Source organism: Streptomyces klenkii (genome assembly GCF_003626645.1).
GTDB lineage: Bacteria > Actinomycetota > Actinomycetes > Streptomycetales > Streptomycetaceae > Streptomyces > Streptomyces klenkii.
This window is the reverse complement of sequence record NZ_RBAM01000005.1, coordinates 44,917-62,895: the sequence shown is the minus strand read 5'-3', so window position 1 is coordinate 62,895 and position 17,979 is coordinate 44,917. Positions and strand designations below refer to the sequence as shown.

Genomic DNA, 17,979 nt, shown 5'->3' with positions numbered 1-17,979 from the left:
GGGGACGGCGGCTTTCCGGGGATGCTATCGGTTGCGACCGGCAACTGGCTAAGCGCCAGAGCCAGTCCATGGCCGAAGTCCGATGACTGGGTGTGATCTTCTTCTCGGTCAAATCACCCCTAACCGGAATATTTATCCCTGGATCCGGTACTCCTCGAGTAGCCGGCGACCGATGATCATTTTCTGGATCTCTGCCGTTCCCTCACCGATGAGCAGCATGGGGGCCTCTCGGTAGAGGCGCTCGATCTCGTATTCCTTCGAGAACCCGTATCCGCCGTGGATGCGGAACGCGTCCTCGACCACCTCCTTGCAGTACTCGGAGGCCAGGTACTTGGCCATTCCGGCCTCGAGATCGTTGCGCCGGCCCGAGTCCTTCTTCCGGGCCGCATTAACCATCATCGCATGCGCGGCTTCGACCTTTGTCCCCATTTCGGCAAGTTTGAACTGGATCGCCTGGTGCTGAGCAATCGGTTTTCCGAAGGTCTGCCGCTGCTGCGCATAGGACACACCCAGCTCGAACGCACGCTGCGCGACTCCGCAGCCACGCGCCGCGACGTTGACCCGGCCGACCTCGACGCCGTCCATCATTTGGTAAAAGCCGCGCCCCGTGACCCCGCCGAGCACGCGGTCGGCCGGCACCCGCAGCCCGTCCATGATCAGCTCAGTGGTGTCGACGCCCTTGTAACCCATTTTGTCGATCTTTCCGGGGATGGTCAGCCCCGGCTTGACCTCACCGAATCCCGGTTCCTTCTCGATCAGGAAGGTCGTCATCGACTTGTGCGGCGCGGTCCCCTCGGGATGCCCCTCGTCCGTCCGGCAGAGCACCGCCACCAGCGTCGAGGTGCCGCCGTTCGTCAGCCACATCTTCTGGCCGGTAAGGACGTACTCTCCCCCGCTCTCGGCTTCGCTCGAGCGGGAGGTGCCCCCATCGTCCCGCACGCCCTTCGATGTGATAGCGGACACATCCGAGCCGAGACCCGGCTCCGACATCGAGAACGCGCCCCGGATCTCCCCCGCCGCCATCTTTGGCAGGAAATAGTCCTTCTGTTCCTGGGTGCCGTGCTGCTTGAGCATGTACGCCACGATGAAGTGCGTGTTGATGATCCCCGACACGCTCATCCAGCCCCGGGCGATCTCCTCCACGCACAGCGCGTATGTGAGAAGCGACTCACCCAGCCCGCCGTACTCCTCCGGGATCATCAGCCCGAACACCCCGAGGTCCTTGAGGCCCTCGACTATCTGCGACGGGTACTCGTCCCGGTGCTCCAGACCCGTGGCGACCGGAATGATCTCCTTGTCGACGAAGTCGCGGACCGTCGAGAGGATCTCCTGCTGGACGTCCGTCAGCCCGTCCGTCTGCGCCAGGCGGCCCATCACTTCTCCCGGATGATCGGCTCGGGGCGGCCGGGCTGCTCCCCGCCGCGCTCCTTGATGTACGTGGCGGTGGGCACCATCACCTTGCGCCGGAAGGTGCAGACCACGGTGCCGTCCTGCTTGTAGCCGATGGTCTCGACGTACACGATCCCGCGGTCGCTCTTCGACTTCGACGGCGTCTTGTCCAGCACGCGCGTCTCGCCGTAGATCGTGTCGCCGTGGAAGGTCGGCGCGACGTGCTTCAGCGACTCGACCTCCAGGTTGGCGATCGCCTTGCCCGAGACGTCGGGGACGGACATGCCCAGCAGGAGGGAGTAGACGTAATTCCCGACCACGACGTTCTTGCCGAAATCGGTCGTCTTCTCCGCGTAGTTGCTGTCCATGTGCAGCGGGTGGTGGTTCATGGTCAGCAGACAGAACAAATGGTCGTCGTACTCGGTGACCGTCTTGCCGGGCCAGTGCTTGTAGACGTCGCCGACGGTGAATTCTTCGTAAGTCCGGCCGAACTGCACGGTGCTCAGGCCTCCGGGATCTCGAACTTCGACGTACGGGTCAGCCCCGCCGCCCGGCCCTTGCCCGCGATCACCAGGGCCATCTTCCGGCTGGCCTCGTCGATCATCTCGTCGCCGAGCATCGCCGAGCCCTTCTTGCCGCCGGCCTCCGACGTGCACCAGTCGTACGCGTCGAGGATCAGCTCGGCGTGGTCGTACTCCTCCTGCGAGGGGGAGAAGACCTCGTTGGCCGCGTCCACCTGGCCGGGGTGCAGCACCCACTTGCCGTCGAAGCCCAGCGCCGCCGAACGGCGCGCGATCTCCTTGTAGCCGTCGATGTTCTTGATCTGGAGGTACGGGCCGTCGATGGCCTGCACGTCGAGGGCGCGGGCCGCCATCAGGATGCGCATCAGGATGTAGTGGTAGGCGTCCGCCGGGTAGCCGGGCGGCTGTTCGCCGACGACCAGGGACCGCATGTTGATCGAGGCCATGAAGTCGGCCGGGCCGAAGATGAGCGTCTCGATGCGCGGCGACGCGGCGGCGATCTCGTCCACGTTCACCAGGCCCTTGGCGTTCTCGATCTGCGCCTCGATGCCGATGCGGCCCACCTCGAAGCCCATGGTCTTCTCGATCTGGGTGAGCAGCAGGTCGAGGGCGACGACCTGCTGGGCGTCCTGGACCTTCGGCAGCATGATGCAGTCGAGGTTGGGGCCCGCGCCCTCCACGACCGTCACGACGTCGCGGTACGTCCAGTGCGTCGTCCAGTCGTTGACGCGGACGGCCGTGGTCTTGCCGGTCCAGTCGCCGTTGTTGAGCGCGTCCACGACCAGGTGGCGGGCGCCCTCCTTGGCCAGCGGGGCGCAGGCGTCCTCCAGGTCGAGGAAGACCATGTCGGCGGGGAGGCCCTGGGCCTTCTCCAGGAAGCGCGGGTTGCTGCCGGGGACCGCGAGGCACGAGCGGCGCGGGCGCAGCGGCTTCTGGGGTGCGGGCGTGTTCATGCGGGGACCTCCAGCGGGTCGAGGTGGTTCGCTTTCCGGATCTCGTCGACGATACGTCCGATGATCTCCGTGATGCCGAAATCTTTGGGGGTGAATACGGCGGCGACGCCGGCCGCCCGCAGCGCGGCGGCGTCCGCGGACGGGATGATGCCCCCGACGATGACGGGGACGTCGCCGGCCCCCTCGTCGCGCATCCGCGCCAGGACGTCGGGGACGAGCTCGGCGTGCGACCCGGAGAGGATCGACAGGCCGACGCAGTGCACGTCCTCGGCGACGGCCGCCGAGACGATCTGCTCCGGGGTCAGCCGGATGCCCTGGTAGACCACCTCGAAGCCGGCGTCGCGCGCGCGGACGGCGATCTGCTCGGCGCCGTTGGAGTGGCCGTCCAGGCCGGGCTTGCCGACCAGCAGGCGCAGTTGGCCGCCGCCCAGCTGCTCGGCCGTGCGGGCCGCCTTGGCGCGGACGGCGGCCAGCGGCGTGCCGGCCTCCGCGGCGACCGCGACGGGGGCGCTGCTCACGCCCGTGGGGGCGCGGAACTCCCCGAAGACGTCGCGCAGGGCCCACGACCACTCGCCGGTCGTGACGCCGGACCGGACGCACTCCAGCGTGGCCGCCATCAGGTTGTCCGAGCCCGCCGCCGCCTTCTTCAGCGCGGACAGCGACTCCTGCGCGCGGGCCTCGTCGCGGTCGTCGCGCCAGGCGTGCAGGGAGGCCACGACCCGGGCCTCGTTGGCCGGGTCCACGGTCATGATCGCGGTGTCGAGGTCGGCGGTGAGCGGGTTGGGCTCGGTCGACTCGTAGCAGTTGACGCCGACGATCTTCTCCTCGCCGGCCTCGATCCGGGCCCGGCGCTCGGCGTGCGAGGAGACCAGCTGCGACTTCAGGTAGCCGGACTCGACGGCCGCCATCGCGCCGCCCATCCGCTGGATCCGCTCGATCTCCGCCAGGCACTCCTCGACGAGGGCGGCCACCTTGGCCTCGATGACGTGCGACCCCGCGAAGATGTCGTCGTACTCCAGCAGGTCGCTCTCGTGCGCGAGGACCTGCTGGATGCGCAGGCTCCACTGCTGGTCCCAGGGCCGGGGCAGGCCCAGCGCCTCGTTCCAGGCCGGCAGCTGCACGGCGCGGGCGCGGGCGTCCTTGGAGAGGGTCACGGCCAGCATCTCCAGGACGATGCGCTGGACGTTGTTCTCCGGCTGGGCCTCGGTCAGGCCGAGGGAGTTGACCTGGACGCCGTAGCGGAAGCGGCGCTGCTTGGGGTTGCCGACCCCGTAGCGCTCGCGGGTGACCTGGTCCCAGATGCGCCCGAAGGCCCGCATCTTGCACATCTCCTCGACGAAGCGGACGCCCGCGTTGACGAAGAAGGAGATGCGGGCGACCACGTCGCCGAAGCGGTCGGCGGGGACCTGGCCGGAGTCCCGCACCGCATCCAGCACGGCGATCGCCGTGGACATCGCGTACGAGATCTCCTGGACCGGAGTGGCCCCCGCCTCCTGTAGGTGGTAGCTACAGATGTTGATCGGGTTCCACTTCGGGATGTTGTTGACCGTGTACGTGATCATGTCGGTGGTCAGCCGCAGCGACGGCCCCGGCGGGAAGACGTGCGTCCCGCGCGAGAGGTACTCCTTGACGATGTCGTTCTGCGTCGTCCCCTGGAGCTTCGTGACGTCGGCGCCCTGCTCCTCCGCGACCACCTGGTACATCGCCAGCAGCCACATGGCGGTGGCGTTGATGGTCATGGAGGTGTTCATCTGCTCCAGCGGGATGTCCTGGAACAGCCGCCGCATGTCGCCGAGGTGCGCGACCGGCACGCCGACCCGGCCGACCTCGCCGCGCGCGAGGATGTGGTCGGAGTCGTAGCCGGTCTGCGTCGGCAGGTCGAAGGCGACCGAGAGACCGGTCTGGCCCTTGGCGAGGTTGCGCCGGTAGAGCTCGTTGGACGCCTCGGCGGTGGAGTGCCCGGCGTAGGTCCGCATGAGCCAGGGCCGGTCCTTTTGACGCTCAGTCATTCCTGCGCTCTCACACGTTCCGGAAGCGGTTGATGGCGTCGATGTGCCGGGCCCGCATCTCCTCGTCGCGGACCCCCATGCCCTCCTCGGGGGCCAGCGCCAGCACGCCGACCTTGCCCTGGTGGAGGTTGCGGTGCACGTCGTACGCGGCCTGCCCGGTGTCCTCCAGGCGGTACGTCTTCGACAGCGTGGGGTGGATCTTGCCCTTGGCGATGAGCCGGTTGGCCTCCCACGCCTCGCGGTAGTTGGCGAAGTGCGAGCCCACGATCCGCTTCAGTGACATCCACAGGTAGCGGTTGTCGTACTCGTGCTTGAAGCCGGAGGTCGAGGCGCAGGTGACGACCGTGCCGCCCTTGCGCGTGACGTAGACGGAGGCGCCGAAGGTCTCGCGGCCCGGGTGCTCGAAGACGATGTCGACGTCCTCGCCGCCGGTCAGCTCGCGGATGCGCTTGCCGAAGCGCTTCCACTCGCGCGGGTCCTGCTCGTGCTCGTCCTTCCAGAACTTGTAGTCCTCGGCGGAGCGGTCGATGATCGCCTCGGCGCCCATCCGCCGGCAGATCTCCGCCTTCTTGTCGCTGGAGACGACACAGATCGGGTTGGCGCCGCCGGCGAGCGCGAACTGCGTGGCGTACGAGCCGAGTCCGCCGCTCGCGCCCCAGATCAGGACGTTGTCGCCCTGCTTCATGCCGGCGCCGTTGCGGGAGACGAGCTGGCGGTAGGCGGTGGAGTTGACCAGGCCCGGGGCGGCCGCCTCCTCCCAGCTCAGGTGCTTCGGCTTGGGCATGAGCTGGTTGGACTTCACCAGCGCGATCTCCGCCAGACCACCGAAGTTGGTCTCGAAGCCCCAGATGCGCTGCTCGGGGTCGAGCATCGTGTCGCCGTGGCCGTCGGCCGACTCCAGCTCCACGGACAGGCAGTGGGCGACGACCTCGTCGCCGGGCTTCCAGAGGTTGACGCCGGGGCCGGTGCGCAGGACGACGCCCGCGAGGTCGGAGCCGATGACGTGGTACGGCAGGTCGTGCCGCTTGGCGAGCGGGGAGAGCTTTCCGTAGCGCTCCAGGAAGCCGAAGGTGGACAGCGGCTCGAAGATCGAGGTCCAGACGGAGTTGTAGTTCACCGAGCTGGCCATGACGGCCACGAGCGCCTCGCCGGGCCCGAGTTCGGGCACCGGCACCTCCTCGACGTGCAGCGACTTGCGCGGGTCCTTCTCCCGCGTGGCGAGGCCCTCGAACATGCCCGCCTCGTCCTTGTGCACGGTCACCGCGCGGTAGGAGTCGGGGACGGTCAGGGCCGCGAAGTCCTCGGGCGTGCTGTCCGGCGCGAGGATGGCGTCGAGTATCTGGTTCACGGTATTGCCTCCGGCGAAGCACGTTGGGGAACGGCTTGAGGGAACGTCGGGGGTGGTGCGAGGAAGGAGCTGAGGCGGTGCCGTCGGTTCGGCGGGTGGTGCGGGGCGGTGCGAGGCGGTGCTCTGTGCAGCTTCGACCCGGCGCCGGTGGGCGCGGTGGGAGTGCCTGTGACGCAGGCGTCCGGGCGCACAAGATGCTTGTGGGGACAGCCGGCGCGCGACGGTTTCTGTCTGCGCGCCGGCCGCCCGGACACGCACAACGTATGGCACGCCGTGCCACACGACAAGACACTCGGTGCCAACAATTTCTCTCAGATGTCATCCGGAGGGCACGCATGAGCAACGAAGGCCGCCCCTCGGGGGCGGCCTTCGTCGGTAAATATCGGGTGATGTCCTACTTCTTCTTGAGCGCCTTCTCGATCGCGCGCATGACCTCGTCCAGCGGCGCGTCCGTCCGGGCCACGGTCACCAGGACCTCGCCCTCGGCCCGCGCGCTCGCTCCCGGGGCCTCGTCCTGGCGGGCGCGGCCGGCCCCGATGCCCGTGCCGAAGGTCTCCCGCACGATCGCGAACGCGTGGTCGAGCTGGGTCTCCACGTCGCCCTGCCCGCCGCCGCGCAGCCAGCGCCGCAGCACGTGGTTGTGGGCGGTGACCACGGCCGACGCGGCGACCTCGGCGAGCAGCGGGTCGTCGTCGCCGACGTGGTGCGCGCCCTCGTCGAAGTGGCCGAGGAGATAGCGGGTGAACAGCCGCTCGTAGCGGGCGACGGAGGCGATCTCGCGCTCGCGCAGGGCGGGCACCTCGCGGGTCAGGCGGTAGCGCTCGACGGACACGGCCGGGGAGGCCGCGTACATCCGCATGACCTCCTTGATGCCCCGGCAGACGGTGTCGAGGGGGTTCTCGTGCGGCGGGGCCGCGTCCAGCACCCCCGCGGCCCGTACGAGGGTGTCGTCGTGGTCGGGGAAGATGGCCTCTTCCTTGGAGCGGAAGTGGCGGAAGAAGGTGCGGCGGGCGACGCCGGCCGCCGCCGCGATCTCGTCGACGGTCGTCGCCTCGTAGCCCTTGGTCGCGAACAACTCCATCGCGGCGGTGGCGAGTTTGCGGCGCATGGTCAGGCGCTGCGCGGCGGCCCGGCGGCTGCCGGCGCTCTCGGGGCCGGGGTGCGGATCTCGGGTCTCACGGGGTGTTTCGTCGGCCGTGCGCGGAGCGCGGACGGCCTTGGCGGGCTGGGGCATGTGGGGAACGTAACACGCGTCCGTACGGGCGCGCCGGGACGGACCGTCCCCCGGTTCGAGCAGTCCGCCCCAGCCCGCGTCGCGCTCGCGCGCCGTCCTGTCAGGCCTTCGCATACTCGCGGAAGCCGCGGCCCGTCTTGCGCCCCAGGCAGCCCGCCGCCACGAGGTGCTCCAGGAGGGGCGCGGGCGCGAGGCCCGGGTCGCGGAACTCGCGGTGCAGGACCTTCTCGATGGCCAGGGACACGTCCAGCCCCACGACGTCCAGCAGTTCGAACGGGCCCATCGGGTAGCCGCCGCCGAGCTTCATGGCCGCGTCGATGTCGTCCGGGGTCGCGTAGTGCTCCTGCACCATCTTCACCGCGTTGTTCAGGTACGGGAACAGCAGGGCGTTCACGATGAACCCGGCCCGGTCGCCGCAGTCCACGGCGTGCTTGCGCACCTTCGCGCACACCGCGCGGACGGTGGCGTGCGCGTCGTCCGCGGTGAGGACCGTACGGACCACCTCCACGAGCTTCATCGCCGGCGCCGGGTTGAAGAAGTGCATCCCGATGACGTCCTGCGGGCGCGAGGTGGCACGGGCGAGAGCGACGACCGGCAGCGAGGACGTGGTCGTGGCCAGCACCGCGCCCGGCTTGCAGACCTTGTCGAGCGTGCCGAACAGCTGCTGCTTGACGGCCAGGTCCTCCGCGACCGCCTCGACGGCGAGGTCGACGTCGGCGAACGCGTCCAGCGAGCCCGCCGGCGTGAGCGCCGCCAGGGCCGCCTCCCGCTCGGCGGCCGTCAGGCGGCCCTTCTCCACCGAGCGCGCGAGGGATTTGGCCACCCGCACCTTGGCGGCCTCGGCCTTCTCCTGCGTGCGCGCCGCGAGCACCACGCGGTAGCCGGCCTTGGCGAAGACCTCGGCGATGCCGCTCGCCATCGTGCCCGACCCGGCCACGCCGACCGCGCGCACCTCGCGCGGCCCGGCCGCGGCCCCGCCCCCGGCGCCGCCGGGCGTCAGCGCGTCCCGCACGACCACGGCCGAGTCCGGGCCGTCGTAGGTGTAGAAGCCGCGGCCCGCCTTGCGGCCGGTCAGGCCCGCCTCCGCGAGCTGGCCGAGGACAGGGGCGGGCGCGTGCAGCCGGTCGTGGGAGGCCGCGTACATGGCCTCCAGGACCGTGCGCGCGGTGTCGACGCCGATCAGGTCCAGCAGGGCGAGCGGGCCCATCGGCAGGCCGCAGCCCAGCCGCATCGCCGCGTCGATGTCCTCGCGCGTCGCGTACCGCGACTCGTACATCGCGGCCGCCTGGTTGAGGTAGCCGAACAGCAGGCCGTCGGCGACGAAGCCGGGCCGGTCGCCGACCGCGACGGGCTCCTTGCCCAGCTCGCGGGCGAGCGCGGTGACGGCCGAGACGGCGGCGGGCGCGGTCAGCACCGACGAGACGACCTCCACCAGCTTCATCGCCGGCGCGGGGTTGAAGAAGTGCAGCCCCAGGACGCGCTCGGGGCGGGCCGAGTCGGCGGCCAGCCGGGTCACCGACAGGGCGTTGGTGCCCGTCGCCAGGATCGCCGAGGGGCGCACGATCGCGTCCAGCGCCGTGAACACCTCGTGCTTGAGGGCGTAGTCCTCGGGCACGACCTCGATCACGAGGTCGGCGCCGGCCGCCGCCCGGAGGTCCGTGGCCGTGCGGAAGCGGGCGAGCGCGGCCCGCCGCTCGTCCTCGGTGATGCGCTCGCGGCGCACCGCGCGGGCGGTGGCGGTCTCCAGCGCGCGGACGGCGTGCGCGGCCGCGGCCTCCGAGACGTCGATGCCGACGACGTCGCGGCCGGCCCGGACCAGGACTTCGGCGATGCCGGCGCCCATGGTGCCGAGGCCCACGACGGCGACGGTCCGCAAGGGGGCGGGAGACGGGAGGGAGGTCGGCGGAGGGGTGGACGTACGGTCCATCGCGAGACTCCAGAGGGAGGTCCCCGTGCGCGCGGGGTCGCGCGGGGATGCGTCGGTCGGATGCGTTTCCGGGTACGGGTAAGGGACGACCGCGGAAAGGGAGTTGAACGACCGGCAGGCCCTGTCCCGGGGCCGTGCCGTACTCGACGGGCCGAACCGACGAACCGACGTCGAAGCGAGCGGGCGGCTGCGTCACCAGGCCGCCCGAGCGGGGATGCCGCTCTTGCCGGGAGATTAACTCACGGGTAACCAAGAGCGCCAGGGGGCGGACGTGCGACCTACTATGTGGCGCAGGCCACTCGGGGAGGAGAAGCGGGCAGTGACAGGAGCCGAGAGGGCAGAAGAGGAATTCCGTGCGCTGGTGAAGCGGGTGCGGGCCGAGCTGGCCACGTCCGCCGAGTTCGCCGGCTTCGAGCGGCTGCTCGCGCTCGTCCGCTCCCGCGACGGCGGCCCGCCCGCCCGGCGCGGGCGCCGGGACGAGCTCGCCGGCATGCTGGTCGCCCCCGAACAGCCGCTGTGGGCCCGCGAGATCGCCGCCTTCGTCCTGGGGGCGGAGGGCGACCGGCGGGCCTTCGAGACGCTCATACTGCTCCTCAACTACCGCGAACCGGTGCGCTGCGCCACCGCCGCCTTCGCCCTCGCCCGCCTCGGCGACCCCCGTACCGCCCGCGCGGCCGCGGCCCTCGCCACCAACCCGCTGCGCACCGCCTACGCCCTCCACCCCGTCCGCCTGCTGACCGAGCTTCGCGCCCCGGAGTCCGTGCCCGCCCTGCTCGCCACGCTCGAACGGCTGCTGGCGGCCCGTGACCACTGCTGGCCGATCGCCCGCGCCTGCGTCGAGGGCCTGGGCGCCCTGGGCGACCGCCGCGCCGAGGACGCCCTGGTCGCCGCCCGCGAGCACGAACGGCTGCGGGCCGCGGCCCACGAGGCCCTGGCCCGGCTCGGCTGACCGGCCGGGCCCGCGGGCCCTACAGCAGGGTCAGCTGGGTCGCCTGAGGCGGCGCGGGGGGAGGCGGCGCGGGGACGTTGCGGTGGGCGCCGGGGGGTGTGGGGCCTATGCCGAACTCCGCCGCGTATTCGTGGACTTGGCGGGTGATGCGCCGCTGGTACCACTTGGGGGCGTACGCGCCGTCCGCGTACATCGTCTCGTAGCGGCGCACCAGGTGCGGGTGGTGGCGGGCCAGCCAGGCCGTGAACCACTCGCGGGCGCCGGGGCGCAGGTGGAGGGCGAGCGGGGTGACCGAGGTCGCGCCGGAGGCGGCGACGGCGCGGACCGTGGCGCGCAGCTGCTCGGGGGAGTCGCCGAGGAAGGGGATGACCGGGGCCATCAGCACGCCGCAGGCGATGCCGTGGGCGGTGAGCGTCCGGACGGCGTCCAGCCGCCGCTCGGGCGAGGGCGTGCCGGGCTCGACCGTGTGCCACAGCTCGCGGTCGAGGAAGCCGGCCGAGACCGACACCCCGACGTCGGTGACGGCCGCGGCCTCGCGCAGCAGCTCCAGATCGCGCAGGATCAGCGTGCCCTTGGTGAGGATCGAGAAGGGGTTCGCGCGGTCGCGCAGCGCCGCGATGATGCCGGGCATCAGGCGGTAGCGGCCCTCGGCGCGCTGGTAGCAGTCGACGTTGGTGCCCATGGCGATGTGCTCGCCGCGCCAGCGCGGGGCGGCCAGCTCGCGGCGGAGCGCCTCCGGGGCGTTGACCTTGACGACGATCTGGGAGTCGAAGCCGAGGCCGGTGTCCAGGTCGAGGTAGCTGTGGGTCTTGCGGGCGAAGCAGTACACGCACGCGTGCGTGCAGCCGCGGTACGGGTTCACGGTCCACTCGAAGGGCATCCGGGAGGCGCCCGGCACCCGGTTGACGACCGATTTCGCCCGGACCTCGTGGAAGGTGATCCCCCGGAACTCGGGGGTGTCCAGGGTGCGCGTCACCACGCCGGTGCCGAAGAGCGCGCCCGTGGCGGCGCCGGCGGCGTCTTCGTCACCCAAGCCGGACCAGCGCATGGCGGTCCTCCTTCGCGTCGATGCCGAGTCGTTCCGAGCCGTTCGTATGTTCGATCCCTCCCGTCGAGATTAGAACACATGTTCGCGCCGGGTGAGGGGGTCCGGATTTGGGCGGGTGTGGCGTTGGTGGTTGGCTGTGCGCGAAGCACGTAGCAATGCAGTCGAAGCACGTAGCAGTTCGGTACGACGTCCGGAGGACAAGCCATGGGCCAGGTCGAGGCCACCACGGAGCGGATCATCGCGGCGGACCCCGAGGAGGTGTTCGACGCGCTGGCCGACTACACCGGCACCCGGGCCAAGCTGCTGCCCGAGCACTTCAGCGAGTACGAGGTGCGCGAGGGCGGGGACGGCGAGGGCACCCTGGTGCACTGGAAGCTCCAGGCCACCAGCAAGCGCGTCCGCGACTGCCTGCTGGAGGTCACCGAGCCGACCACCGGGCAGCTGGTCGAGAAGGACCGCAACTCCTCCATGGTCACCACCTGGACCGTCACCCCGGCCGGCGAGGGCAAGGCCAAGGCCGTCGTGAGCACCGTGTGGAACGGCGCCGGCGGCGTCGGCGGCTTCTTCGAGCGCACCTTCGCCCCCAAGGGCCTCGGCCGCATCTACGACGCGGTGCTCGCCAAGCTGGCCGCGGAGGTCGAGAAGTAGCCCGGCGCAGCCCGCGCGCAGCCGCGCCACCAACGGTGGAAGCCCGGACCGGTCGCGGTCCGGGCTTCACCGTTTCGGGTGGTTTCCCCGGTGCCGCACCGGGCCGTCGTATGCCTCCGACCGGCGCAAAAGCCCCACAGATGGCCTCTCGGGTCAATCCCCTCGGTTGCCCGCCGTTGTCGCGAAATGCGAGAAAAGGGCGGCGATAGCAGGCGCTACGAGGGGAGCGGTACGTGGGCGGGACCACCTTGGTACAGAGCGACGGGCCGGCGCCCGCCCTGCCCGCACCCGACCCCGTCCCCGCGTTCGGGGCGCCCCCCGAACCCCCCGCGGGCCGGGGGAGGTTGCGCGTCGTCCTCGCCGCCCTGCTCCTCGCGCTGCTCCTCGCCGCGCTCGACCAGACCGTCGTCGTCACCGCCCTGCCCGCCATCGCCGGCGAACTGCACGGCCCCGGCCGGACGCCCTGGGTGATCACCGCCTACCTGCTCGGCTCCGCCGCCGCCCTGCCCGTGTGCGGCAGGCTCGGCGAGAGCACCGGCCGCAAGGGCGTGTTCGCCTTCGCCCTCGTCCTCCTCGCCGCCGCCTCCGCCCTCGCCGCCCGCGCGCACACCATGGACCAGCTCGTCGCCTTCCGCGCCCTGCAAGGGATCGGCGGCGGCGGAGTGCTGGCCGGCGCCCACGCGATCATCGCCGGCCTCGTCCCCGCCCGCGAGCGCGCCCGCCATCTCGGCGCGGCCGCCGCCGTGTTCGGGCTCGCCACCGCCGCCGGGCCCCCGCTCGGCGGCCTCCTCACCGACCACGCCTCCTGGCGCTGGTGCTTCGACCTCAACGTCCCCCTCGGCGCGCTCGCCCTCCTCGCCGCCGCCTTCGGCCCGCGGCTCCCCGGGCCCGCGCGCCGCGCCCGCTTCGACGTCCTCGGCGCGCTGCTGCTCACGGCCTTCTCGGCCTGCCTCGTCCTGCTGGCCGCCCGCGCCGGGACCGCCCGCCCCTGGCACTCCCACGTCACCCTCGGGCTCGCCGCGGCCGCGCTCGGCACCGCGCTGCTCCTCGTCGTCGCCGAGAACCTCGCGGCCGAACCCCTCCTTCCGCCCCGGCTGTTGCGCAACCCGGTCTTCGTCGCCTGCGCCGTCCTCGGCGCGGCCACCGGAGCGGCCCTCTTCGGCGCCGTCGGCTATCTGCCCACCTTCCTGCAGATGGCCGACGGCGCGGGCGCCGTCCGTGCGGGGCTGCTCGTGCTGCCCCTGACGGCCGGCGCCGTCCTCGGCTCCCTCATCAGCGGACAGCTCGCCCGCCGCACGGGCCGCTGCCGGCTCTTCGCCGCCGCGGGGTGCGCCGCGGCCGCCGCCGGGGCCTTCCTGCTCTCCCGGCTCGGCACCGGCACCACCTGGCCCGCCTACACGCTGTGGACCGCGCTCCTCGGCACCGGCGCCGGGCTCGCCGTGCCGGCCGCCCTCCGGGCCGCGCAGCGCTCCGTCCCCGCCGCGGACCGGGCCGCCGCCGGGGGAGCCGCCACGTACTTCCGGCAGCTCGGCGGCGCGGTCGGCGCGGGCGCCCTCGGCAGCCTGTTCGCCCGCCGCCTCGTCGACGGCGGGGCCGTGAGCCCGCTCACCCCGTGGGTGCTCCGCGACCTGCCCCCCGAGCTCCGCGGCGGCTACGTACGGGCGTACGCGCACGCCCTGCCGCCGGTCTTCCTGTACCTCGTACCCGTCCTCTTCCTGGGCCTTTTACTCGCCTTCCTGCTGAAGGAGAAACCGCCGGTGTCCCAAAACCTCGCAGAAGCCCCCGTCATCCCCTCGGCGCGGACCGCCCCGCCGGAGGAGGAGCCGCCGCCGTTCGTCCCCGGCATCCCCGTCACCGGGGTCGTCCAGCACCACGACGGCACGACCGTTCCGCGCGCCGCCCTCACCCTGATCGACGGCGGGGGCCGGCAGGTCGGGCGCGGCGCGACCGGCGAGGACGGGCGGTACGCGCTCAGCACGCCCGGCACCGGCTCCTACGTCCTCATCGCGGCGGCCGGCGGTCACCAGCCGCAGGCCGTCACCGTCACCGTCGGCGAACGGCCCGTCGAGCTCGACGTCGTCCTCGGCGGCGCGGGGCGGCTCGCCGGGACCGTGCTCACCGCGGACGGGTCGCCCGTACGGGACGCTCTGGTCACTCTGACCAACGTGCACGGCGAAGTCGTCGCCTCCACGCGGACCGGGCGCGACGGCGGCTACGACATCGGCGAGCTCATCGCCGGGGAGTACACGCTCGCCGGCAGCGCGCCCGTCTTCCGGCCGGCCGCCCTTCCGGTCACCGTCCAGTCCTGCCGCGAGACCCGCCAGGACATCGAGCTGGCCGGCGGCGCGGTGCTGCGGGGCGTGGTCCGCGCGGGCGGCGGGCGGCTCGTCGAGGACGCGCGCGTCACGCTGCTGGACGCCGCGGGCAACGTCGTCGACACGGCGACGACCGGGTCCGACGGGGCGTTCCGCTTCGTCGACCTGTCGGCCGGGGAGTACACGGTCATCGCCGCGGGGTACCCGCCGGTGGCCACGGTCCTCCAGGTCGCGGGCGGAGGCCGCACGGAACGCGACCTCCAACTGGGCCACGCGGACTAGCGGACTAGCCGTCCGGCTGGGTTCCGGGAACTCCGGGGTGCGGCACCTCTCGTCGCGGCGGTGCCTCGCCGACCCTCCTCCGCCGCGGCAGGCCTGGATCGGGGTGCCGGGCACCCCCTTCCGCCGCCGTGGTGCTCGGCCACGATGGTGAGGGTCCGGCGGAATCGGTGGCGGCCGTTCTTGATGCCGCCGGACCCTCGCCGTGGTGGCGTATCGCCGTTGCGGCGGGAGGATTTTCCCGGCTCCGCCGGGAGGGGCGTCCCCTCCGCTGCGGCGGGAAGAATCCGGTCCGGGGTGCCGGGCACCCCCTTCCGCCGCCGTGGTGCTCGGCCACGATGGTGAGGGTCCGGCGGAATCGGTGGCGGCGGAGGGGAATTCCCGGTTACGGCGACGGCCACTCCGCGTACCTGCGGTTGCCGTAGAGGAGGGGGCCCTGGTCGGTCCCCGGCAGGGTGTCCGCGCGGAAGATTTCGCCGATTATCACCGTGTGGTCACCCGCAGGCTCCAGCCGGTGGACGCGGCATTCCGCCGTCGCGTGCGCGTCCTCCGGGAGCAGGGGCAGGCCCGTGGCCGGCGACCGCACCCAGGGGACGGCCGAGAAGCGGCCGGCCCCCCGGTGCGCGAAGGCCTCCGCCGCGCGCCGCCCCGCCCCGTGCAGGAGGTTGACGGCGAACCAGCCGCGCTCGGCGAGCACCGGCAGGGTGCTGCCCGTGTTGGAGGCGCACACCAGCAGCAGCGGCGGGTCGAGGGACACCCCGCACCACGCGGTGCAGGCGAAGCCGTACGGCGTGCCGAGGCCGTCGTGCGTGGTGACCACGGCCACCCCGCCGGGGTGGGAGGCCATCAGGGTGCGGTAGCTGTCGGGGTCGACGGGGGAGAGCGCGGTGGTCATGGCGGGGTCCTCATCGGTTCGTGGTGCGGTTGCCGAGGGCCGTGGTGACGCCGATGCTGCCCAGGCACAGCACCGTGATCACCGCGGCGAAGACGCCGGCCGCCGTCATGAGCGTGCCGTTCGCCAGCAGCACGGCGACGCCGACGACCGGCACGGTCAGGCCCAGGTACGCGGCGACGAAGAAGCCGGAGACCAGTTCGGAGACGCGGTCGGGCGACGCCTGGGCCGTCACCAGCGCCAGGCCGGACTTGAAGGACGTGCCCGCGCCCGCGCCGCCCAGCAGGGAGCCGCACAGGAAGACGGGCAGGGACGCGGCCGACAGACCGGTGACGATCAGGGCGAGCCCGAGAGGGACGGCCGTCATGCCCACGATCAGCCCGGTGCGGGGCGCGAGCCGCGCCGCGAGGAGCTGGGCGGCCCCCGCCGAGCCGAAGGCGCTGAACGCGACCAGGCCGACGGCGAGGTGGCTGTGGTTGTGCAGCCCCTGCACGAGGAAGTTGCCGGCGAGCGCGGCCAGCAGGCCCAGCAGGGAGAAGGACGCGAAGACCGCGGCCGCCGCGGCGGCGAACGGGCGCCGCACGGCCGGCGGCACGCCGATCCGCTGCGGGCGGATGCCGCCGCCGCGCGGGGCGGCCCGCTCGGGCAGCGCCCACACGGCCAGGCCGGGCAGCAGCAGTCCGATCAGGACGGCGTACGGCAGCACGGTCGGCGAGGGCGCGTACTCCACGAGCACGCCCGACAGGAGCGCCCCGCTGCCGAGCCCGGCCATGTTGGTGACGGAAGCGATCAGGGCGGCGCGCGGCGGCGACGGGTGCAGCTCTCTCAGGTACGCGGTGGCCGCGCCGGTCGTCAGCCCCACCGAGATCCCCGAGAGCAGCCGCCCGGCGAACAGCCCGGGAAGCGACGGGAAGGCGATGAAGACGACGCTGCTCGCCACGGCCACGGCCAGCGCCGGGACGAGCGTGGCCCGCCGCCCGATGTTGTCCGAGAGGCCGCCGAAGAGCAGCAGGGCGGCCAGGATGCCCACCGCGTAGGCGGCGAAGACGAGGGCGACGACGGGCGGGGACAGGTGCAGCCGCTGCGCGTAGAGGGCGTAGACGGGCGTCGGGACGGTGCCGCCGGTCATCACGGCGAACAGTACGTACGTCACGGCGGGGACGGCGGAGCGCGGGATGCCCGGGGTGGCGGGGACCCCGGCCCCCGCCACCCCGGCGCGCCGCTGCGTGTGAGCCCTCACCAGTCGAAGGCGGTCGCGTCGTACAGGTTGACACCGAGCGCGGCTTTGCCGAGATATTCCAGGCACTCCTCCGGCTTGGCGGGCATCACCGAGGCGAAGGACGCCTCGCGCAGCAGCCGCTCCAGCGGCAGGGACCGGCTCACCGCGGCCGAACCGCAGATGCGGACGGCGTCCTGCGCGAGCGCGGGCCCGGTCTCGCCGACGACGTACTTCGCGGCGTGCACCGCGGCGTTGGCCTCGGCGCCGCCCCGGCCCGCGTCGACGCGCGCCCCGGCCTCGGCGACGAGGGCCCGCGCCGCGGCCAGCCGCGCGGACATCCGGCCGAGCTCGCGCTGGAGCACCGGCGAGCCGGCCCGCTCGGGGGACGCGGCCACGTGGTCGGTGGTGAAGCGCAGGATCGCCTCGGCGATGCCCAGGTACGCGCCCGTGTACCCGGCGATCATCCAGTGCGGTTCGCGCACCAGCTTGTACAGGGACATGCCCTCGACGCCGAGGAAGAGCCGCGAGCGCGGCACCGTCACCGCGTCGAGGACCATGCCCGCCGTGCTCGTGCCGTACATCGCGGACAGGCTGTGCACCTCCCCGAAGCTCACGCCCGGATCGTCCGCGGCGACGACGAAGTGCGAGACCTCGCCGCTGCCTTCGGTGCCCTCGGCGCGGGCGGCGACCACGTAGTAGTCGGCGACGCCCGCCAGCGAGACGAACGACTTCTCGCCGGTGATGACGTAACCGCCGTCGTCGGTGCGGCGGTAGGACGTGCGCACGCCGCGCAGCTTCGCGCCGCTGCCCGCCTCGGAGGTGGCGGAGGCGAACAGCTTCCGCCCGTTGACCACCTCGTCGAACAGCCGGCTCCGGAAGGCCTCCGCCGCGGGCGGCAGGGGCGTGCCGGCGGACTCGCACAGCGAGCCGATGGCGACGTTGTGCATGTTGAAGCCGAGGGCGGCGGCGCCGTTGTGGGCGCCGAGCACGGCCAGCACCCGCGAGTAGGCGGCGAAGCCGAGCCCCGCCCCGCCCGCCTCGCGCGGGACGAGCAGGCCCAGCAGGCCCGCCTCGCGCAGTATCCGGTACGTCTCGTGGCCGGCGGAACGGCCCGCGTCCACGTCGGCCGCGTGGGGGGCGAGGGCCGCCCCCGTCTCCTCGGCGAGCGCGAGGATTTCGTCGAATTCGGCGGGCAGCAGCCCGGTGGGCAAGGACAGGGCCATGAGGGGCCTTTCGGAAATCGGGTTC

At 72.5% G+C, this 17,979-nt stretch carries 14 protein-coding genes; 3 read left to right on the top strand and 11 right to left on the bottom strand.

Annotated features, from left to right (window positions below; genetic code table 11):
- Positions 1-132: 132 nt before the first annotated feature.
- The 7 genes from D7231_RS13485 to D7231_RS13455 form a co-directional block, all read right to left on the bottom strand.
- On the bottom strand, positions 133-1,374 hold the full coding sequence (locus D7231_RS13485) for an acyl-CoA dehydrogenase family protein (RefSeq protein WP_120755664.1): 1,242 nt from the start codon (positions 1,372-1,374) through the stop codon (positions 133-135).
- Entirely contained in the window at positions 1,374-1,886 is a 513-nt protein-coding gene (locus D7231_RS13480) for a MaoC family dehydratase (protein WP_120755663.1), read from the bottom strand. Before D7231_RS13480 ends, D7231_RS13485 begins: the two co-directional genes overlap by 1 nt.
- Before the next feature lie 5 nt (positions 1,887-1,891).
- Positions 1,892-2,863, bottom strand: coding sequence for an HpcH/HpaI aldolase/citrate lyase family protein (locus D7231_RS13475; protein WP_120755662.1), 972 nt, complete (start codon positions 2,861-2,863; stop codon positions 1,892-1,894).
- Positions 2,860-4,872 (bottom strand): protein meaA, encoded by a 2,013-nt coding sequence (locus D7231_RS13470; RefSeq protein ID WP_120755661.1) that lies wholly within the window; start codon positions 4,870-4,872, stop codon positions 2,860-2,862. The genes D7231_RS13475 and D7231_RS13470 overlap by 4 nt, the downstream gene beginning before the upstream one ends.
- Before the next feature lie 10 nt (positions 4,873-4,882).
- Positions 4,883-6,220 (bottom strand): crotonyl-CoA carboxylase/reductase, encoded by a 1,338-nt coding sequence (ccrA, locus tag D7231_RS13465; RefSeq protein ID WP_120755660.1) that lies wholly within the window; start codon positions 6,218-6,220, stop codon positions 4,883-4,885.
- A gap of 394 nt (positions 6,221-6,614) precedes the next feature.
- Positions 6,615-7,454 (bottom strand): TetR family transcriptional regulator, encoded by an 840-nt coding sequence (locus D7231_RS13460; RefSeq protein WP_120755659.1) that lies wholly within the window; start codon positions 7,452-7,454, stop codon positions 6,615-6,617.
- 100 nt (positions 7,455-7,554) lie between these two features.
- Entirely contained in the window at positions 7,555-9,381 is a 1,827-nt protein-coding gene (locus D7231_RS13455) for a 3-hydroxyacyl-CoA dehydrogenase family protein (RefSeq protein ID WP_120755658.1), read from the bottom strand.
- A gap of 319 nt (positions 9,382-9,700) precedes the next feature.
- On the opposite strand from D7231_RS13455, the gene D7231_RS13450 reads away from it, so the two are divergent.
- Positions 9,701-10,330, top strand: coding sequence for a HEAT repeat domain-containing protein (locus tag D7231_RS13450; protein WP_241999697.1), 630 nt, complete (start codon positions 9,701-9,703; stop codon positions 10,328-10,330).
- Between the two features lie 19 nt (positions 10,331-10,349).
- Here D7231_RS13450 and D7231_RS13445 read toward each other — a convergent pair whose 3' ends face one another.
- Complete coding sequence (locus D7231_RS13445) at positions 10,350-11,378, bottom strand: Rv2578c family radical SAM protein (RefSeq protein ID WP_120755657.1); 1,029 nt, start codon at positions 11,376-11,378, stop codon at positions 10,350-10,352.
- Between the two features lie 204 nt (positions 11,379-11,582).
- Between D7231_RS13445 and D7231_RS13440 the strand changes: the two genes are divergently transcribed.
- Positions 11,583-12,026: an SRPBCC family protein gene (locus tag D7231_RS13440; protein WP_120755656.1), complete on the top strand. Its 444-nt coding sequence runs from the start codon at positions 11,583-11,585 to the stop codon at positions 12,024-12,026.
- 233 nt (positions 12,027-12,259) lie between these two features.
- Positions 12,260-14,623, top strand: a complete 2,364-nt coding sequence (locus D7231_RS13435) for an MFS transporter (RefSeq protein WP_120755655.1) — start codon at positions 12,260-12,262, stop codon at positions 14,621-14,623.
- Positions 14,624-15,005: 382 nt separating this feature from the next.
- Here the strand turns inward: D7231_RS13435 and D7231_RS13430 are convergent, their stop codons facing one another.
- Genes D7231_RS13430 through D7231_RS13420 form a run of 3 tightly spaced genes read right to left on the bottom strand, consistent with a single transcriptional unit; the run spans position 15,006 to position 17,954 of the window.
- Entirely contained in the window at positions 15,006-15,515 is a 510-nt protein-coding gene (locus tag D7231_RS13430; protein ID WP_120755654.1) for a flavin reductase family protein, read from the bottom strand.
- Positions 15,516-15,525: 10 nt separating this feature from the next.
- Entirely contained in the window at positions 15,526-16,752 is a 1,227-nt protein-coding gene (locus D7231_RS13425) for an MFS transporter (protein ID WP_147449715.1), read from the bottom strand.
- Entirely contained in the window at positions 16,749-17,954 is a 1,206-nt protein-coding gene (locus tag D7231_RS13420) for an acyl-CoA dehydrogenase family protein (protein WP_120755652.1), read from the bottom strand. The genes D7231_RS13425 and D7231_RS13420 overlap by 4 nt, the downstream gene beginning before the upstream one ends.
- Positions 17,955-17,979 lie beyond the last annotated feature (25 nt).

What these genes read in the sequence shown, in the direction of transcription:
- D7231_RS13460 (WP_120755659.1), bottom strand. Translation starts at nt 7,454, where the DNA reads ATGCCCCAGCCCGCCAAGGCCGTCCGCGCTCCGCGCACGGCCGACGAA.
- D7231_RS13475 (WP_120755662.1), bottom strand. Translation starts at nt 2,863, where the DNA reads ATGAACACGCCCGCACCCCAGAAGCCGCTGCGCCCGCGCCGCTCGTGC.
- D7231_RS13470 (WP_120755661.1), bottom strand. Translation starts at nt 4,872, where the DNA reads ATGACTGAGCGTCAAAAGGACCGGCCCTGGCTCATGCGGACCTACGCC.
- D7231_RS13440 (WP_120755656.1), top strand. Translation starts at nt 11,583, where the DNA reads ATGGGCCAGGTCGAGGCCACCACGGAGCGGATCATCGCGGCGGACCCC.
- D7231_RS13430 (WP_120755654.1), bottom strand. Translation starts at nt 15,515, where the DNA reads ATGACCACCGCGCTCTCCCCCGTCGACCCCGACAGCTACCGCACCCTG.
- D7231_RS13485 (WP_120755664.1), bottom strand. Translation starts at nt 1,374, where the DNA reads ATGGGCCGCCTGGCGCAGACGGACGGGCTGACGGACGTCCAGCAGGAG.
- D7231_RS13455 (WP_120755658.1), bottom strand. Translation starts at nt 9,381, where the DNA reads ATGGACCGTACGTCCACCCCTCCGCCGACCTCCCTCCCGTCTCCCGCC.
- D7231_RS13445 (WP_120755657.1), bottom strand. Translation starts at nt 11,378, where the DNA reads ATGCGCTGGTCCGGCTTGGGTGACGAAGACGCCGCCGGCGCCGCCACG.
- D7231_RS13420 (WP_120755652.1), bottom strand. Translation starts at nt 17,954, where the DNA reads ATGGCCCTGTCCTTGCCCACCGGGCTGCTGCCCGCCGAATTCGACGAA.